General features: G+C 49.2%; 12 protein-coding genes. 2 read left to right on the forward strand and 10 right to left on the reverse strand.

Annotated elements, in window-relative coordinates:
• Positions 1 to 426: 426 nt before the first annotated feature.
• Positions 427 to 1,185 carry a recombinase family protein gene (locus DXT99_RS26020; protein WP_115568531.1) on the reverse strand — a complete coding sequence of 253 codons (759 nt, stop codon included), beginning with the start codon at positions 1,183 to 1,185 and terminating at the stop codon, positions 427 to 429.
• Positions 1,186 to 1,615: 430 nt separating this feature from the next.
• On the opposite strand from DXT99_RS26020, the gene DXT99_RS26025 reads away from it, so the two are divergent.
• Entirely contained in the window at positions 1,616 to 2,755 is a 1,140-nt protein-coding gene (locus DXT99_RS26025) for a P-loop NTPase family protein (protein ID WP_115568532.1), read from the forward strand.
• 350 nt (positions 2,756 to 3,105) lie between these two features.
• Here the strand turns inward: DXT99_RS26025 and DXT99_RS26030 are convergent, their stop codons facing one another.
• The 6 genes from DXT99_RS26030 to DXT99_RS26050 all read right to left on the reverse strand — a co-directional run bounded on the left by DXT99_RS26030 (position 3,106) and on the right by DXT99_RS26050 (position 10,609).
• Positions 3,106 to 4,512 carry a TlpA family protein disulfide reductase gene (locus DXT99_RS26030; protein WP_115568533.1) on the reverse strand — a complete coding sequence of 469 codons (1,407 nt, stop codon included), beginning with the start codon at positions 4,510 to 4,512 and terminating at the stop codon, positions 3,106 to 3,108.
• Between the two features lie 380 nt (positions 4,513 to 4,892).
• Positions 4,893 to 5,027 carry a hypothetical protein gene (locus tag DXT99_RS27820; RefSeq protein ID WP_262511389.1) on the reverse strand — a complete coding sequence of 45 codons (135 nt, stop codon included), beginning with the start codon at positions 5,025 to 5,027 and terminating at the stop codon, positions 4,893 to 4,895.
• A 377-nt stretch (positions 5,028 to 5,404) separates the two neighbouring features.
• Positions 5,405 to 6,280: a DUF4249 domain-containing protein gene (locus tag DXT99_RS26035; RefSeq protein WP_181885279.1), complete on the reverse strand. Its 876-nt coding sequence runs from the start codon at positions 6,278 to 6,280 to the stop codon at positions 5,405 to 5,407.
• Complete coding sequence (locus tag DXT99_RS26040) at positions 6,264 to 8,927, reverse strand: TonB-dependent receptor (RefSeq protein WP_115568535.1); 2,664 nt, start codon at positions 8,925 to 8,927, stop codon at positions 6,264 to 6,266. Before DXT99_RS26040 ends, DXT99_RS26035 begins: the two co-directional genes overlap by 17 nt.
• Positions 8,928 to 8,948: 21 nt before the next feature.
• A complete protein-coding gene (locus DXT99_RS26045; RefSeq protein ID WP_115568536.1) occupies positions 8,949 to 9,938 on the reverse strand; it encodes a FecR family protein in 990 nt (329 codons plus the stop codon).
• A gap of 122 nt (positions 9,939 to 10,060) precedes the next feature.
• Positions 10,061 to 10,609, reverse strand: coding sequence for an RNA polymerase sigma-70 factor (locus tag DXT99_RS26050; protein ID WP_115568537.1), 549 nt, complete (start codon positions 10,607 to 10,609; stop codon positions 10,061 to 10,063).
• Between the two features lie 279 nt (positions 10,610 to 10,888).
• Here DXT99_RS26050 and DXT99_RS26055 point away from each other — a divergent pair, with 279 nt between their 5' ends.
• Complete coding sequence (locus DXT99_RS26055) at positions 10,889 to 11,719, forward strand: IS5 family transposase (RefSeq protein WP_115568538.1); 831 nt, start codon at positions 10,889 to 10,891, stop codon at positions 11,717 to 11,719.
• Between the two features lie 19 nt (positions 11,720 to 11,738).
• Here the strand turns inward: DXT99_RS26055 and DXT99_RS26060 are convergent, their stop codons facing one another.
• The 3 genes from DXT99_RS26060 to DXT99_RS26075 form a co-directional block, all read right to left on the reverse strand.
• Positions 11,739 to 13,988 carry an outer membrane beta-barrel family protein gene (locus DXT99_RS26060; protein ID WP_181885280.1) on the reverse strand — a complete coding sequence of 750 codons (2,250 nt, stop codon included), beginning with the start codon at positions 13,986 to 13,988 and terminating at the stop codon, positions 11,739 to 11,741.
• Positions 13,989 to 14,413: 425 nt separating this feature from the next.
• Positions 14,414 to 14,878, reverse strand: a complete 465-nt coding sequence (locus DXT99_RS26070; protein WP_115568541.1) for a hypothetical protein — start codon at positions 14,876 to 14,878, stop codon at positions 14,414 to 14,416.
• A 57-nt stretch (positions 14,879 to 14,935) separates the two neighbouring features.
• Positions 14,936 to 15,418 (reverse strand): hypothetical protein, encoded by a 483-nt coding sequence (locus tag DXT99_RS26075; RefSeq protein ID WP_115568542.1) that lies wholly within the window; start codon positions 15,416 to 15,418, stop codon positions 14,936 to 14,938.
• Positions 15,419 to 15,558: the final 140 nt, after the last annotated feature.

Below are 15,558 nucleotides of genomic sequence, written 5' to 3' on the forward strand. Positions count from 1 at the left end.
CTTCCCCTTGAGTAAAGCTGCTATCATTTAGTTTTGATTCTAAGGGCTTTTGCTTGCATTGACTTAACAGAAGCATACAAAGCAAGATGGGTATCTTTTTCATTGATAATCTAAAATACGCTCTAACTAGGGGATAAACGGAAGTCTATTCGGCTTATCTGTCAAAATCAACAGATAACCGTAACCGGACTAACGAATATACTATATATATGGAGTAATATAAAGTAACCTGCTGAAAGTTTCTGCTTCCCGTGAAAGTACCAAATCCCGCTCGCTCTCCAGGAGGCTGCAAATGCGGTTTCGCTTGTAACTGATGCCTCAAGGGAGTGGTTCTGGTTAGCAGCTTCCATCTTTGGTACATGCTTCAAGGGTATAATGTCTGGTTTATAAGCAGAAACAAACTATCCTTCCTGTTTATCATACTTATCAGCTATGAAAAGGCTTCTCCAAAGGGGAGACCTGCTGAGCGGCCGTCCGCTGGTGGATCCGCTGCACCTGCGTTGCCTGGAACGGTCCTCCCCGGCTGGCCCTGAAGCCCGCCTCGTTCAGTTTCCGGGCTATCTCCTTCCAGGGCATCTCCGTTTTGCCTGTCACCTCTCCCTCGCTGCCTGTGACGTCCACTTTTGTGCTGCGCAGGAACTGGATGAGGGCCGCTGCCCGCTTGTTGTTCTCGTTGACCCTGGCGTTGTGCTGCAGTACCCGGGTGCCCTCTGCGGAGGCGGCACCCGTCCGGAAGGCCTCTGAGGGTTTGCGCCACTCCCCCGTCTGCTTTATCTTCTCATCCAGCGCCGCTTTCGTCCTGAGGCCGATCAGCTCCCGCTCCCGGTCGGCGATGGCCATGAACAGCGTGAGGGTGAACTTGTCCAGGTTCGGGATATCGCAGCTCTCCAGCCTGCCCTCCAGTTCGCGGTAGATGCTCAGCGCCTGCTCGGTGTTGCGGCTCAGGCGGTCTATCTTGGCCACGACCAGCGTCGCCTGCCTGCGCCTGCAGAGCTCCAGCGCCTCCAGCAGGCGGGGGCGGTTGGCGATGTCCTTGCCGCTGACCTTCTCGGTGTACTCCCCGATGATGTTCCTGCCGGAGTAGAAGTGCCGGACATAGGTGCGCTGCGCCTCCAGGCCCAGGCCGGACTCGCCCTGCTTCTTGGTGGAGACGCGGTAGTAGACCACGTACTGCTGCTCTTCCATCGCCTGTTTTTTTTGAAGTTTTTATAAAGGTAGGGGTTGTTTTACATTTCTACAACGAACGTAGAAGGAATGTAAACACCTCCCGGCGACTGTGTAATTCCCCGCGCCAGGGGGGTGACACTTACACAAACGGCAGCCCTTCTATACAAAACACTGTGCCTGGCCCCGGGTCCCCTCGCCGGAGGGCGGACCTTCCTGTTTCTCTCCCTTTTGTAAATAACCAGTTACCTTGTCTGCCAGGAGGGGAGCCTTCTGGTAAATGTTACGCTCTAAGGATGTCGTTCATGAAATTTAACACCCAAAGCCGCCGCCGTGACAAAACTGCATTTTCCAATCTCATTAGCAAAATATAGCAAAAGTCAATACTTTTAGTATCTTCAGAGCGGCGCCGGGAACTGCCCCCGGCAGGTACACTCTATATAATAGGAATATGGCAAAGGTTGGTTTTGTCTCCGTGGCGGGGGCACACGGCTTTCACTTCGACAGCCCGGAGGACACGCACTTCTCCGTCACGGTCGTGCTGGTGGAGGAAGAAAACAAAAGGGAAGTGGAGGAGGGGTTCCGCCGTATCCGCGACCGGCATTTTCCGAATGGTGACATCCGGTTTGAAGAGGGCTCCCTGTTCCAGGCGCAGCGGCGAGAATTCCTGGAGGAGCTCAAGTTCCTGGGTTTTTCCTTCCATGCCCTGCTGGTGGACAAGCGCAAGCTGCACCAGAAGTCGCCCCTCCAGTACAAGGGCACGTTCTACAAGTTCCTCTCCGGCCTTATCTACAACAACCTCTACCGCACCGTCCCGGACCTGAGCATCGTGGCCAATGAGCTGGGCACGCCCGAGTTCATGGAAAGCTTCCGCCGCTACATACAGGAAAACCACCAGGTGGACCTCTTCTCCCCGGCTACCTTTACTTTCTCAACAGGGGAGGAGGCAGAGCTACTGCAGCTGGCTTCCTTCCTGGGGGAGAGCCTGAAGTTGTTTCACGCCGGGCTGTCGGAGGTGGATGTGGAGCAGGAGCTGGCGGGTAAGTGCGTGGGGGTCATCCGTTGGCCGGAGGGGTACGTGCCTTATACCGTGGACACCGAGGGCATGGCAGTGGATACGCAGGACGAGGCCATCACGGCAGCGGCGCAACTGCGGGCGCGGGAGTATCTCCAGCGGCACGCGGGCAGCGAGGACCCGGTCATCAAAAGCCGGATGGTTTTTGTAGAGTACCTGCTGATGGTGTTTACCTACAACTACAAAACGCGCTTCATCCACACCTACGAGCTGCTCCAGCACCTCAACTCCTACAGGTTTGAGAATTACACGGAGCACCGCTTCCGCTCGCTGGTGGTGGGGCCGGTGCGGGACGAGGGCGTGCTCATCGTCTCCTCCAGCGCCGGCTATAAGCTGCCCTGCTCCACCAGGGACATCTACAATTTCTTCAACTACTATAACCAGCAGATACAGCCTATGCTCGCCAGGCTGGGCCAGTGCCACCGGGCCCTGGAGCTGGCCACCGGGGGAGGGTTGGACGTGCTGGAGCAGCCGGAGTATGCCAGCCTGAGGAAACTGCTGGAGAAGCTCCCCTGAATGAAAGGCGGTTTCTAAGGAGGCGGGTAAACATGCGGTTCTTCAGCCAGGTGCTACCTTTAGGAGGTTCCGCCGTTTGCTGATTTGGGTCACCCGGTGCTGCCTGGCCTGCGTTCAAAGCCATGCCGTATGAAGAGAACAATGAAAAATGCCTGAAATGAACTTTTACCAATTCAACAACTGTGCACTGGACAAGAGAGCGGAAATAATCTGGAAGTAGGGAAACCACCTGTCCGTGCTCTAGGATGGGGAACACCGTGTTGCTCTCTACCACATGGGCCACTTCTTTGCGGAGGAGGCTACAGTATCTATTCATAAGTAGAGATAAAGTACAAGGAAAAACTAGCTACTCAAAACAGTTTGTTTATCTCCCATATGAGGGTTGGATTGCTTGGGCGCTTCGCATCAAGTGAAACAGCTCTCCCCTGCCTGTTAATCAGAATATAACGTGGGATCGGTGGGGCGTTCAGAAAATTAGCAAGTTCTGATTGCGATTCAAGCAAGTAGTTCTGTGAATCCTCTTCTCCAAGGCCATTTTCCTCTATAGACCTTTTCCACTTGTCCCGATCAAGGTCAATCGATATGTTGATGAAAGAGATGTTGTTCTTGGGGAGAAGTTTCTGTAGCTTCTTTGAGTGCGGTATCTCTACGAGACATGGTCCACACCAACTTGCCCACAAGTCCACATATATCACTTTACCCTTATTCTTTTCCAGAATTTCCTGCCAGCTTGTATTTTCACCTGTGATAGTTTCCAGTGTGGTGCCGAGCAATGATGGGCTAAAGGATAAGTTATCAAAACGGGCAGCTAAACTATCAATATATTGTACATACGGAAGGTAAGAACATTCCTTCCTGAAACCTTCCTGGTACTCCTTAAACTCAGGCAAACCCTCATCAACACTTGTTTTAAGTAAATAAAATAAAGCATAATCCTTTGTCTTACCTTGGAAAGTATTTAGAGCGTTCTGGTAAGAAACAGGTAACTCCTCAGGAGTGTCCAGCGCGTGGCGGCTCAGGAAACGTATATAGCTTATCACTACTGTTCTATACAGAGATGAAGATGAAACCAAGTCGTCATTTTTTAGATAGTCTTTAGCTCCAGAATGTAGAACCATTGTAGTATAATCAGGAGTAAACTGATTGTAAATGTGGTTGGGATCCCAGTAAGGCCCTAGCAAAGCATGTAAGTATTGCTCTTTGATCGCGCTATTCGCATAGGCATAAAAGGTGGGGCTAAATTTTAAGGAGTCAGTGGCTCTTTCCAACAGAGAAATTCTTTGGTTATACAAGTTGAGAAACCTCTTGACCTTGGCAGGAAATTCAGCGGTCTTTTTTCCCATTCCATATACATCAGGATACCCTATCCCACAGGCATTCTGCTCTAGATAAGTGAAAAAGTTTAACTCATGCTCTCTTTTGCCATGAAATGTATAGTAGATAGGACCTGCGGAATAGCTCTTGATGTATATCGTGTCCCCCGGTAGCGCATAGACAGGGTACTGCATCATATTCTTGTTGAATTTCAACAACAGAGGATGCTCCGTTGAAATTATCACAGGCTGCAGCTTACCTGTTATGCTGTCTCTCCTGAAGCTGCCCCTACCTTTATCGTTAAACTCGTCACGGTAGTTAACAAAAATTTGTTCCTCAGGAGAGCTTATACTTATCAAAGTGATGGTGCTTTTCGCATTCTGCGCTATGCAAAAGCCGGCAAGGAAGGTAAGCAACACAGCAAGACAGAGCCTTTTCATCATAACTCTTTTGGTTTATATATAAACTTGAAATAACCTAATTTAACAGAGTAGCAGTCACCCTGACGTGCCCATAAATTGCATACTATTGCTTACATCAAGCAGGCATATAGTTTACTTGCGCAAGTTCTATTGTATCCTATTGGCTTATCATCAGTCAAGACTGTACCTTCACAATTTCGAGTTGCTTCCTACCTATTCCCTCCAACGATCTGCTTCATCTCTCTGGATAATATTTCCCTCATGTTTTCATGTCATGTACCTACTTTTTCATATAGCTCTATATTTGAAGCTAAGCCCCTTTTGCTCGGGTTATGGTTTCCCCATCCTGCATTTGCTCGAGTCAGGCAACTCCTGTTGTCGGCAAAACAATATCTTTGCTATTACCTTACATATATAAAGCATTTGTTGTCCGCTGCCGCCTTCCCGTCTTTCACTTTGTACTCTTTGGCAGTTTGCGCCTGCACCAGGCTGCCACCGCTCAGGATGATGGCCATGCACCAGATTATCTTTTTCATAGCGAAGGAGTTTTTTATAATTAAAGCTTTTTGTTTAAGACAATTGAACACGAGTATCAGGAGCGCAGCCACAGGGCGCTTTAGTGGTATCTGTAAAGCGTCATCTTCTGGGTTTTGTATTTATATCATTTGCCATTAATGTAAATATTTTTGTAGAGCACTTGCTTATTGGCGCGGTTCCCTCCAATTCATATTAAACAGGCGAGCAACAGCATGTTCTTCATCATAAACTTAAGCTATAGAAGGATGTCAGAGGTTAGGGAACAGGTATATGTGTTGTATGCAGTGAATTTTGTAAAGTATGTGCCCAGGCACTACGCTTATGCATATGTAGTGTTATGAAAACGTTGTCTCCGGTAGCTAAAAGAAGTAAGGCGCTAAGGCTTCACAGCCAGTCGGACAGCGTTATAGCCAGCAAAAATGCCGAAGCCGTTCCGGATACTGTTGGTTACCTGGCTTGGTAGCTTACCAAAATCATCCCCACCTGCCTGCCTTTGCAGTGTCCGGGCATACTCGTAATATTCCTTTGAGATATGCGCCACCTGCACATAAGTTGTTCTGCCAGGAATTTTTGCATACTCAAACCTGAAGGGTATTTGCTTCCCCTCAAACAGCTTGTCGCTTAAGAAGTAACGAGACTCCATGTTAAATTCCGTTTCAATGGGAGCGGTGAAGTTAAGGCTCTCGGTTCTGTTATAGGGTCTTCCATCGTAATAGCTCGTGTCTGGTGTATAGGCCCGCAAATAGTAGAAGTTCTCCTGGTTCGCTACATCATTCAGTGTAAAGAAGAGTCTTACAATGGGAAATGGGCTGTTGGAGGGACTTGCCTCGGAAGCTTTCACATCACTTAGAATAGGTGCGGCAGGTATATGAGCAGTAGCCCTGGCACCCGGAAAGCCTGGTGCATTCACCCGCAGTTCGTAATGCTGTAGAACCTGTGGTTTAGCGTCCGCCCTATAGATGCCGTTGCCCTGGTGCTGCAAGTCGAACAGAAGCTGACCAGCCTGGTATACCTGCACCGTGGCATCGGAAAGTTGTGGATAGGCACCATTGGAAAAAGGACTCCGGCTGGCGCTCACATCCACTGTGAAGAGGCTGTCGGGATTGATGACGGCATTTATAACCAGCTGCGGGGTATGTTCTGGTAACTCCAGCTCTACCACCGTTTCGCAGCTGCCCAGCAGGAAGGGCAGGCAAAGAAGTATAGGGAGTATGTACTTTGTTTTTCTCATCATCTCAAAATTTAAATCCATAGCTGAAAGAGGGCAGCACCGGAAACAGCGACACCTGGTAGAGGCCGCGAGTCGGAATGCCTGACACATTGCTGCCCAATGACCTACTTAACCGTAGGAAGAAAGGGTTTTTGCGGTTATAAGCGTTATAGACAGAGATGTTCCAGCTGCGTTCTCCCCACTTCTTTTTCTTCGTGTGCGTCAGGCTCAGGTCGAGGCGGTGGTAAGCTGGCATCCGGTAGTTGTTGCGCTCCCCGAGGTAATCTACATTCTCAATGTTGCTATTGCCTGAGTAACCTTCATAACGTACCGGCTCGTTGTAGGCTTTGTAGCTCGCGGCGGGCAGTGTGGTCACAAAGCCGGTGTGGTATTGCCAACTGCCGCCAATGCTTAGCTTTTCGGTGAGCTGGTGGTTGGCAACCAGTGAGATGCTGTGGCGGCTGTCGTAGGTATAAGGGTATTTCTGCCCTAAGTTAACGCTGTCGAGTTGCCGCCACGACCAGGCGAGGGTGTAGCCGAGCCAGCCGGTTGTTTTGCCTGTCCGCTTGCGCAGCATCCACTCTGAACCGTAACTCCAGCCTTTTCCCCGCACAAGGCGCGTTTCGTAGGGAGGCGCCACAAAGTTGGCAAAGTTGGTTTCCGGCCCGGCGCTCAGGAAGTCGTTGATGAAGTTAGCGCCTTCCCTGAACTCTGCCACGTCCTGCATTTTCTTGTAATAGACATCCGATGTAAGCTCCCACTGCTGTGCCAGCACAGTGGCAGCACCCAGCGTAGCCTGCCACGAGCGTTGGGGTTTCACCTTGTCAGTGGCCGGTACCCAAATATCGGTGGGAGTGCCCGTAGCAGTATTGCTGATAAGGTGGAGGTACTGAGCCATAGTGGCGTAGGAGGCCCTTACACTGATACCTGTGGCTGAAGTATAGCCTAGCCCCAGGCGTGGCTGCAGCGATTTATAAAACGCTCCATTCACGGCAAAACCGGAGAAGTGCAGCCCCACTTGCGCCTGCAGGCGTTCGCTCAGTTGTATTCTGTCTTCGGCATAGGTGTAAAACTCCTGCGCCCGGATCTGGGAGAAGGAGTCGGTGGTGAGCGTGAGGGTATCAGTTTGTAAGGTGACTGACTCAGGCCTGAAGCGGTGGTTGGTGTAGCTGCCTCCGAACCGGATGCTGTGCCTGGCATGCAGCAGATAATCAAAATCAGCCTTGGCACCCCAGTCCTGGATGCTGGAGCTGTAATCTGTAGAGCGGCGAATTGACCGACTGCCTTCTTCCAGCTTTGACTCGCTTTGCTGCCCGAAGCCATAGCGGGTGTGGGTAAGGGTGATGTTACTGAACAGCCGTGGCCCGTAGATGTGATTCCAGCGGAGCGAACTGGTGCTGTTGCCCCAGCGCATGCTGAAGTTCTCCTCTTCCTTTAAGCCCAGGTTCTGGTACTCCTGCTTGTCCGAAAACTTGTCCTGCCCGGCATAGAGGCTGAGGTAGACTCTGTCGGTGGGGGAGAAGGTGTGGTTGACTTTGGCGTTGAGGTCGTAGAAGTTGTAGTTGCTGATAGTCTCACCGCTCATGGCAGCCCCCGCTGCCGCCAGCAGGTCGAGGTAAGTGCGCCGTGCGGCTAGCAGAAAGGAAGTTTTCTCATTCTTAATAGGACCTTCCAACAGTATTTTAGATGATATGAGACCCACGGCACCTTCACCGGAGAACTGTTGGTTATTGCCCTCTTTCAGCTGCACATCCACCACTGACGAAAGCCTGCCGCCGTACGGAGCCGGGAAACCGCCTTTGATCAGGTCCACCGTTTTAATAGCATCCGGGTTGAAGACAGAGAACAAACCCAACAGATGCGATACATTATATACCGGCACGCCATCAAGTAAAATAAGGTTCTGGTCAGGGCTTCCACCGCGCACCACCAGGTCTGAGGAGCCTTCCAGTCCCGCCTGCACCCCAGGCATCAGCTGTATAGCCTTGATGGCATCGGCTTCGCCCATCAGGCGCGGGAGCTGCTTTACTTCAGAACCATGCATGGTCAGGCGGTTGGCCTGCTGCAGATCCGTTACCTTCTCTGCCACCACTATCAGCTCCTGAATCTCATTTGAAAGCGGTTGCAGCAATAAGGTAAGTACAGTATCTCTTGGGGTGGATGGAAGAGAGAGCGCCAGCGGCGCATAGCCCAGGTAACGGACCTGCAACCCATTGGTGCCCGCGGGAACAGAGAGGCTGTAAAAGCCATAGGCATTGGTGGCAGTGCCTGCTGTTCCGTCTGATACAGTGACTCCCGCCAGGTTTTCACCGGAGGTCGCATCCCGGACGTGCCCGCTGATAGTGAACTGCTCCTTCTTTTTCCGGTTTACCGGATGCTTCACAGGCTGCAGAATGATCTGGCTGCCAATAAGGGTGTAGCGGGTGTTGGTGTTTTGCAGCAGCTTGTCAAGCACCTGGCACAACGGTTGGTCTTCTGCTTTTATACTTACCTGCTGCTGCAGAGGAACCAGATCATTGCCATAGGAGAAGGGTATCCCATACCTTTCCGACAGCTCCGTTAGCACCTCCTGAATAGTGGCAATGCTTCGACTAATGGATACCTTCCGGTCGAGTGGGTTTGTTTGTGCCAGTACGGTGAAGACAACAGTCAGCCAGCCTATACCCAAGCATACTAAACGTTTGTTCATAGGTGTTTGTTAAGGTTTACTTTATCGGCAGCCTTCACCTGTAAGGGTATAAGTCTGCTCATTTTGTTTTGTGATATTAACTTGCAGTGATGCCTCCAGCACCTGCAGTACCTCCTCCAGCGCTGCTTCCTCAAAGCTGCCTGTAAAGCGGCAAGCCGCCAGTTCCGGACGCTGCAGTTGCAGCTTCACATCATAATACTCCTCCAAGTCGGCCAGCACCTCCTTTAGTGGTTTGCCGTGAAACTGAAGCTTTCCAGTTTTCCAGGCCCACACATTCGCATCGGCCACTGCATACGTTACGATGCTGTTGCTCTGCTTCTGAAACACTGCGCCAAAGCCAGGCGTCAGAACAGCCTGGGCAGTGCCTTCTGTGGCGGCAAAGGCTACTTTGCCGGTGACCACTGTCAGTTCCACTGTTTGCGCTGCAGGGTAAGCGCGAAGGTTAAAAGAGGTGCCCAATACCTCTGTCTTTGCCGCTTCAGCTTGAATGATGAATGGTCGTTCCGGATTCCGCTGCACGTCAAAAAAAGCTTCCCCCTCTAGCTGTACCACACGCTCTTGGTCAAAATCTGGGTGGTAAGCAAGCAGGCTGTTCCGGTTAAGCCATACACGGCTGCTGTCTGGCAGCACAACCGCAATCGTGCCGTTCCCCGACCGCACGACCTGCATGCCATAATATGGGAAGAAGTAGAGTTGAAAAATCCAGGCCAGACCAATGAGCAAAACTACCGAAGCCGCTACTCGCAGCAGTGTGCTGAACATCGGGATAACCTTAGGCTCCAGCTTCTCCGGTTGTGCCCGCAGCCGTCCTTTTACTTTTTGCCATGCAGCGGCTGTATCTACCTCCACCAAAGGGGCAGGAGGCGTCAATTCCCACAGCCGCTGCTGCGCCTGGAATTGCTCCGCATGTGCCGGGTCCTGCGCCAGCCACTGGCGCAGCGCCTCCTGCTCGGCAGGGGTGGCCTTGCCATGCAGTTGTTTTGCGGCGATGTCCCAATACTTGCTATCCATGGCAGGGCACGTGTTTTAATGCATTAAGTTTGTGTATAGCCTGGAGGCTTTCGCCAAAGGCACCAGTTTTTATTGTGGCTTTCAGATACATGACAAGTGAAAGCAGCATGACCGCTACTCCATCAGGAAAAAAAATTAAAAATAATTTCGAAGAGCACCAACAGCAGGCTCAGTAGCACTTTTCGGAGCACAGCGAGCGCTTTTTTGATGTGGTTGTCGACGGTGTTGGTGGAGATGCTGAGAAAGTCCGCAATCTCTTTATGGCTCATCTCTTCATAGCGGCTCAGCAGGAATACCTTCTGGCATATGGGCGGCAGCAGTTCGATAGCATCCTGTACTTTCTGCTGCGTTTCCTGCAGTTGCAAACCCTGTTCTGTGCTGTTGTCGGATAAAGGTTGCTGCGCTCTGTATTGTGCTTCCAGTTCCCCTCTGCGCTTCTGGCTGCTGGCGTAGTTCAGTGCTTTGTTGATGGCGGCTCTGTACAGGTAAGCTTCGGGCGTTGTAATTTGCTGCCGGTCTTCGTTGTTCCAGAAACTCACAAAGACATCCTGCACAATATCCTCCGCCGCATCGGCATCGCGCGTGATACGGTGTACGCGCAGGCACAAGTGCTGGTATTGGCTCCGGAACAAGGCTTTATATTGAGGCAGTCCATCCTGATGTTCAGGCATAGAATCTATTAAGGCAGTGAAACTGCATAATAAGTAAAATACTGAAGCTTTGCAGCAGCTTGTACTATTATCCTACAGCTTAATTGCAGTCCAAGATCAGCGACTTATATTGTTGAAGACAGAGATTATGCCTCAGAAAGTAACGTCATTCGTGCTTTAGCTCCTTGGAATTGTAGGGAGAGTAGCATACTTAGAAGCTGTTTTAAAAGGTAAATATGAGGAAAGAAAAATTGCCCACTTTGGTTAAGATAGTTATTCGACCAACTAATCAGAACCTAGGTGAGCACCACTCAAAAGAAACAAAAAAGAAAGCCTTATCCAAGCGACATCAGCCAAAACGGCTGGAAAAAGTTTAAGCAGGCCATGCCTGTTGTTAAATCTGCAAGTAAGTGCGGCGGACGCCCTGCTGCAGACATAAAAGAAGTCATCAATGCCATATTTTATGTGGTAAAGACGGGCTGTAGCTGGCGCAGTTTGCCGCACGATCTTCCCTGCTGGCAAACAGTTTATGGCTACTTCAACCGCTGGAGCAGGGACGGAACCTGGGAGTCTATCAACTGCTTTCTGGTCAAAAAGCTCCGCACCAATGCAGCCCGTAGTGCTCGCCCAACGGCTGGTATACTGGACTCGCAGAGCGTCAAAACCACGGCATGCGGCGGCCGGCACCGGGGCTACGACGCAGGTAAGCAGATAAAGGGGCGCAAGCGCTTTATCCTGACTGCTACGCAGGGGCTGCTGTTGGCCGTGTGGGTATGCGCGGCGAGCGTATCGGAGAAGATGGGGGCCAAGTGCCTGCTGCGCTACCTGCGCCGCTCCTTTGTCCTCAGGGAACTATGCAGCCAGGTAGAGCTGGTGTGGGTGGACGGGGGATACCGGGGAGAGGACCTGAGGCGCTTTGCCAAGAGGCTATGGGGCTGGTGCTGGCAGGTGGTGCTGCGGACCGATGAGAGGAAGGGCTTCAGGGTACTGCCCAGAAGGTGGGTGGTGGAAAGGACATTTGCTTGGATACTGCACGCAAGGCGCCTGAGCAAAGACTACGAAAAAAGCAGAATAAACGCCCAGAGCATGGTCTATTTGGCCATGATCAGTGTCATGGTAAAGAGGTTTTAATAGGTTTTAAAACAGCTTCTTAGAAGCGCTGCAGTTCTTCATCCGTGGCTTTGTTGATGCGCTGTCCCTTTGCTTTATGTATGACATAGTTGACAGACACGGACAAAAGGCGGCTGTTAAACCTTTGAGTCAGCTGAATGCTCTCTGTCTCTGAAAGTAGAGAATTTTTGATTTTAAAGCTGTAAAACAGGTCATTAGCACTAATACCTACCGTCAGTTTCTCCTCCAGGAAAGACCGTCGGATACCTGCGGCCAGCGTATAGTATTGCTGTCGCTCAAAGATGCCGTTAATGCCTGGCCCCTCGTACTGAAAGTCTACGTTGGCATGCAGCGCCATAGGCAAAGTCAGGTTGTTCCGGAGACCAAACTTAAAAGAAGTTGCCCGCTGTTTGACGTCTCCGAACCTGACAGACGCATTATAAACAGAGGCATCGCTGCTGAGCTGCCACCATGGGGCAATACTGGTTTGATTTGACCCGTAGAGCGTCCAGGTGCGCCTGTAGGCGAAGTTCTGTGGTGAGAGCTCCAGGTACGCGCCCTGCTGAAAAGGAAACTGGGCAATATATCTGTTCACGTGTGTATGCGAAACAGAGAAAACACTGTTTTTGTGAAGTATGAAGAATAGCTCGTTGATAGTGGTCACCTGGGGAAGCAGCGTTTCATTTCCGCGCAGGTACGTGTAAGGGTCTGTTAAAAAAAGAGTCGGGTTTAGCTGGTTAAAGTTAGGCCTGTTGATTCTGCGTGTCAGGTTATAGCCGAAGAGGTTGCCGTTCGCAAAAGTGTAGGCCAGGTTCGCCGACGGGAAAAGCTGGAAATAGGAAGTGTCAAGCGTTTGTTGCCTGGTATCGAAGCTGTTTCCCAGGCTGCTTTGCTCGCCCCTTAAGCCTAAAGTGGCATCAAAGCTTTTAAAAGGTTTAAGGGTAACGGAAGCGTAAGCGGCATACGTGCTCTCCTGATAGCGGTACTCCCTGAAGTTAAGAGAGTCCTGAACCCATCTGCTATTTAAGGCAGCGTCAACCTCGAATTTGTTTTCATAATCTACGGTTGTCGCCTTTGCCCCCAGCTTATAGGTAAACTTTTCTTTCTCTGCCACATAATCCGCTTTGGCTATATGTAACCGTAAAAACGCGTCAGGCCTGGTATTGATGGCAAAGAAAGGGGACGGCTCCGGCTGGTCTGAAGTGGTAAGGCTGGAAACACTGGCGTACTCAGCCGGAAGGTTATTGTGACTATAATCATAGGCCAGGATCAATTTCCTTCCAGAGGGATTGCTTTTGCCGAGAGGAAGGCTGTAATTCACTCCAGCTGTTATTTTATCGGAATGGTTAACTGTTGTGTTGATGTTTTGCAGGTATCCGATTCCACTTATGGCACTATGCCCGGTGGTTGCTATTTCTTCATCAATGAAACTAAACTTGCTGTAGGCAACTATGCTTGATTTGTTTTGGAAGGTGTGGCGCCAGGAGGGCTCTACAGAGAGCACATGAGGCTGTATGTTATTCTCTGTTTCCTGCATATACAGCATATTACCAGATGTTCTTTTATAGCTGTTGAATTCAAACTTATTGACCTTAGAGTAGCTGGTAAAAACATTGAATGTGCTGTTTTTCACAGGCAGTGAGGTCAGGTTACTGTAATAAATGCTTGGTTTTATGGCATGCTCAAACCGAAGGGTGTTAGAGCTATACAGGTTGGCTAACCTTGTTTTCGTCCTGATCCGGATAACAGAGGAAAAAGAAGCATCAGCGTCGGCTGAGGCAGAGGGTATTATCTCAATGCTTTCTATGATACTGTAATCAATGCTGCTGAGGTAAGCCTGTAATTCTCTGGGATCCAAAGGCTGCAAGTCCTCATTCAAAAACACCGCCACGCCTCCTTTGCCAAACAGCTGCAAAGCTCCGCCAGGACTGAGGGTCACGCCCGGAAGGTTTTTCAGAATGCCTTCCAGGCTCCTGCCTTTCAGGTGCTCCTGTCCGCTTATGTTAAACCTCAAGGCGTTGCCGCGTCGTTCGATAATTGGTTTGTTGGCTTCTACAGTGACGGTGGAAAGCATATTAGTCTTGTCCTGTAGCGTAATGTGTAGCGCTGTTCTGGTGAGCTCTTGTTTTGTGAGCGGTTCAGATACATAGGTATTATACAGCAGGTGATGAACCTCTAGTATATAAGTAGCCTGGTTTGTGGCTTTGTCAGGCATTTTTAATGAAAAAGTGCCGTTTTCATCTGTAGTAGCAGTGGCCACAATGGCTGCAGTGTTGCCAATTTCTTTCAATACTGCGGTTGCGTAGGCAATCTTAGCTCCTTGGGTGTTTGTTATATAGCCAGTTATCGGTTCCGAAACCCTTGCATAGGTTATAAAAACCAAATGCATCAAAAGGAAAGTAATAACTGTTTGCCTGATTGTGGACATAGATCTTATAAAGAGGTTCTGGTAATACCAACGAAGTTGACTTTGCGGGTAAAATAAGTTCTTATGCGGATGATATCACTATCTGGCACTAGTGCTATATAGCAAAGCAGCATAGGAATAGAAAAACCGTCGATCCTCATAAGCAAAAATATTCCTATGTGTAACAGGACACCACAAGCCATGAGGGGAAGTTTAAAGCGGTTGAACCATATGAGCATTGGGAACGCTATCTCAAAAACCAATGTGAAGTAAGTTAGAGTCTTCAATAATAAAGGGAAATTGTTGTTTTATATTCCTTCCCATCTCACGACAAAAGGCACTTCTGTGTTAACATTAGCATCATTGAGCATTAGGGTATTTAACTTCTTCAGATTTAAGATTCCTTCTCTGTAACAGTTCCCTATGCGGCTACAGAAAGGTTCTCCTTTTATTGGCTCCTTGACCGTTTTACCTTTTGTATTCCGATAGCTTATTTCGGCTTTATCTGTAATTACACTTACTATTTTTCCCTCCGAGTTTATCTGAATTTTAAAGAGAAAAGTCAGAGAACGTGGAGCGCCATATTCTTCAGTCCACGTAGGTAAGCTGCCAAGATTACATTTTGGAATTACTTGCTCGTTTAGGTAATCTATGGTCTTATGATGATAGACAGAATCTGTTGATGCATCAATGTAAACAGATGGACGCTCTTGGCTAACTGCTGTAAGCCAGATAAGGAAAAAGAAGAAGGAAAGTATAACTTGTCTTTTCATGATTCCCTATATGCCATAACCTAACCTAAAGCACGCCTTGGTGTGCTTTAGGTTAGGTTATGTCTTGTTGTTTTTCAGTTTGTTCTTCAATACCACTCCAAAGGAATATCCCATCAAAAGGGCAAGAGGCAGTCCTAACAGCAGAATAGGGACAGCTACTCTTAGTAGGAAATACATTGAAAATAATAGATTGAAACCTTCATTCCAGCTTATTTGAATTACTACTGCCAATGAAAGCGTTAGTGCTACGACTGCCAGTACTTGAATTGCAGTTGTAAAGCCAATAGAGCTGCCAAGTCTAATATCTTTTTCAAGTTTTAAACCTGCTTTCTTACCGAAGAAGTGAGCAGATATAAGGAGTGAAAGTATTCCTGCTGATGCTGGTAAAGGGTAGTTCAGGAAAAGGTCTACAAGGGTATTCGCTGCAGCGGTATTCTTTGCGAGGCTTATTAAGAATAACACAAATTGAATAAGACCTACACTGGCAATCACGGCTATAATTGCGTAGCGGCTTCCTATTGATTCTATTTCTTTAGTCATTGTAATTAGACATAACGTGTTTGGCTAAGGCACGCCTTCAGGTGTGGTTTAGGTTTTGTTGTGTGAAGAGTTTTACCATTTATTAGAGTTGACAATTATTGTTCTGCCGTCATCCATAAATAGTATTTCAAAACTCTTGA

It is taken from the genome of Pontibacter diazotrophicus, assembly GCF_003367245.1.
In the GTDB taxonomy this organism is placed as follows: Bacteria; Bacteroidota; Bacteroidia; order Cytophagales; family Hymenobacteraceae; genus Pontibacter; species Pontibacter diazotrophicus.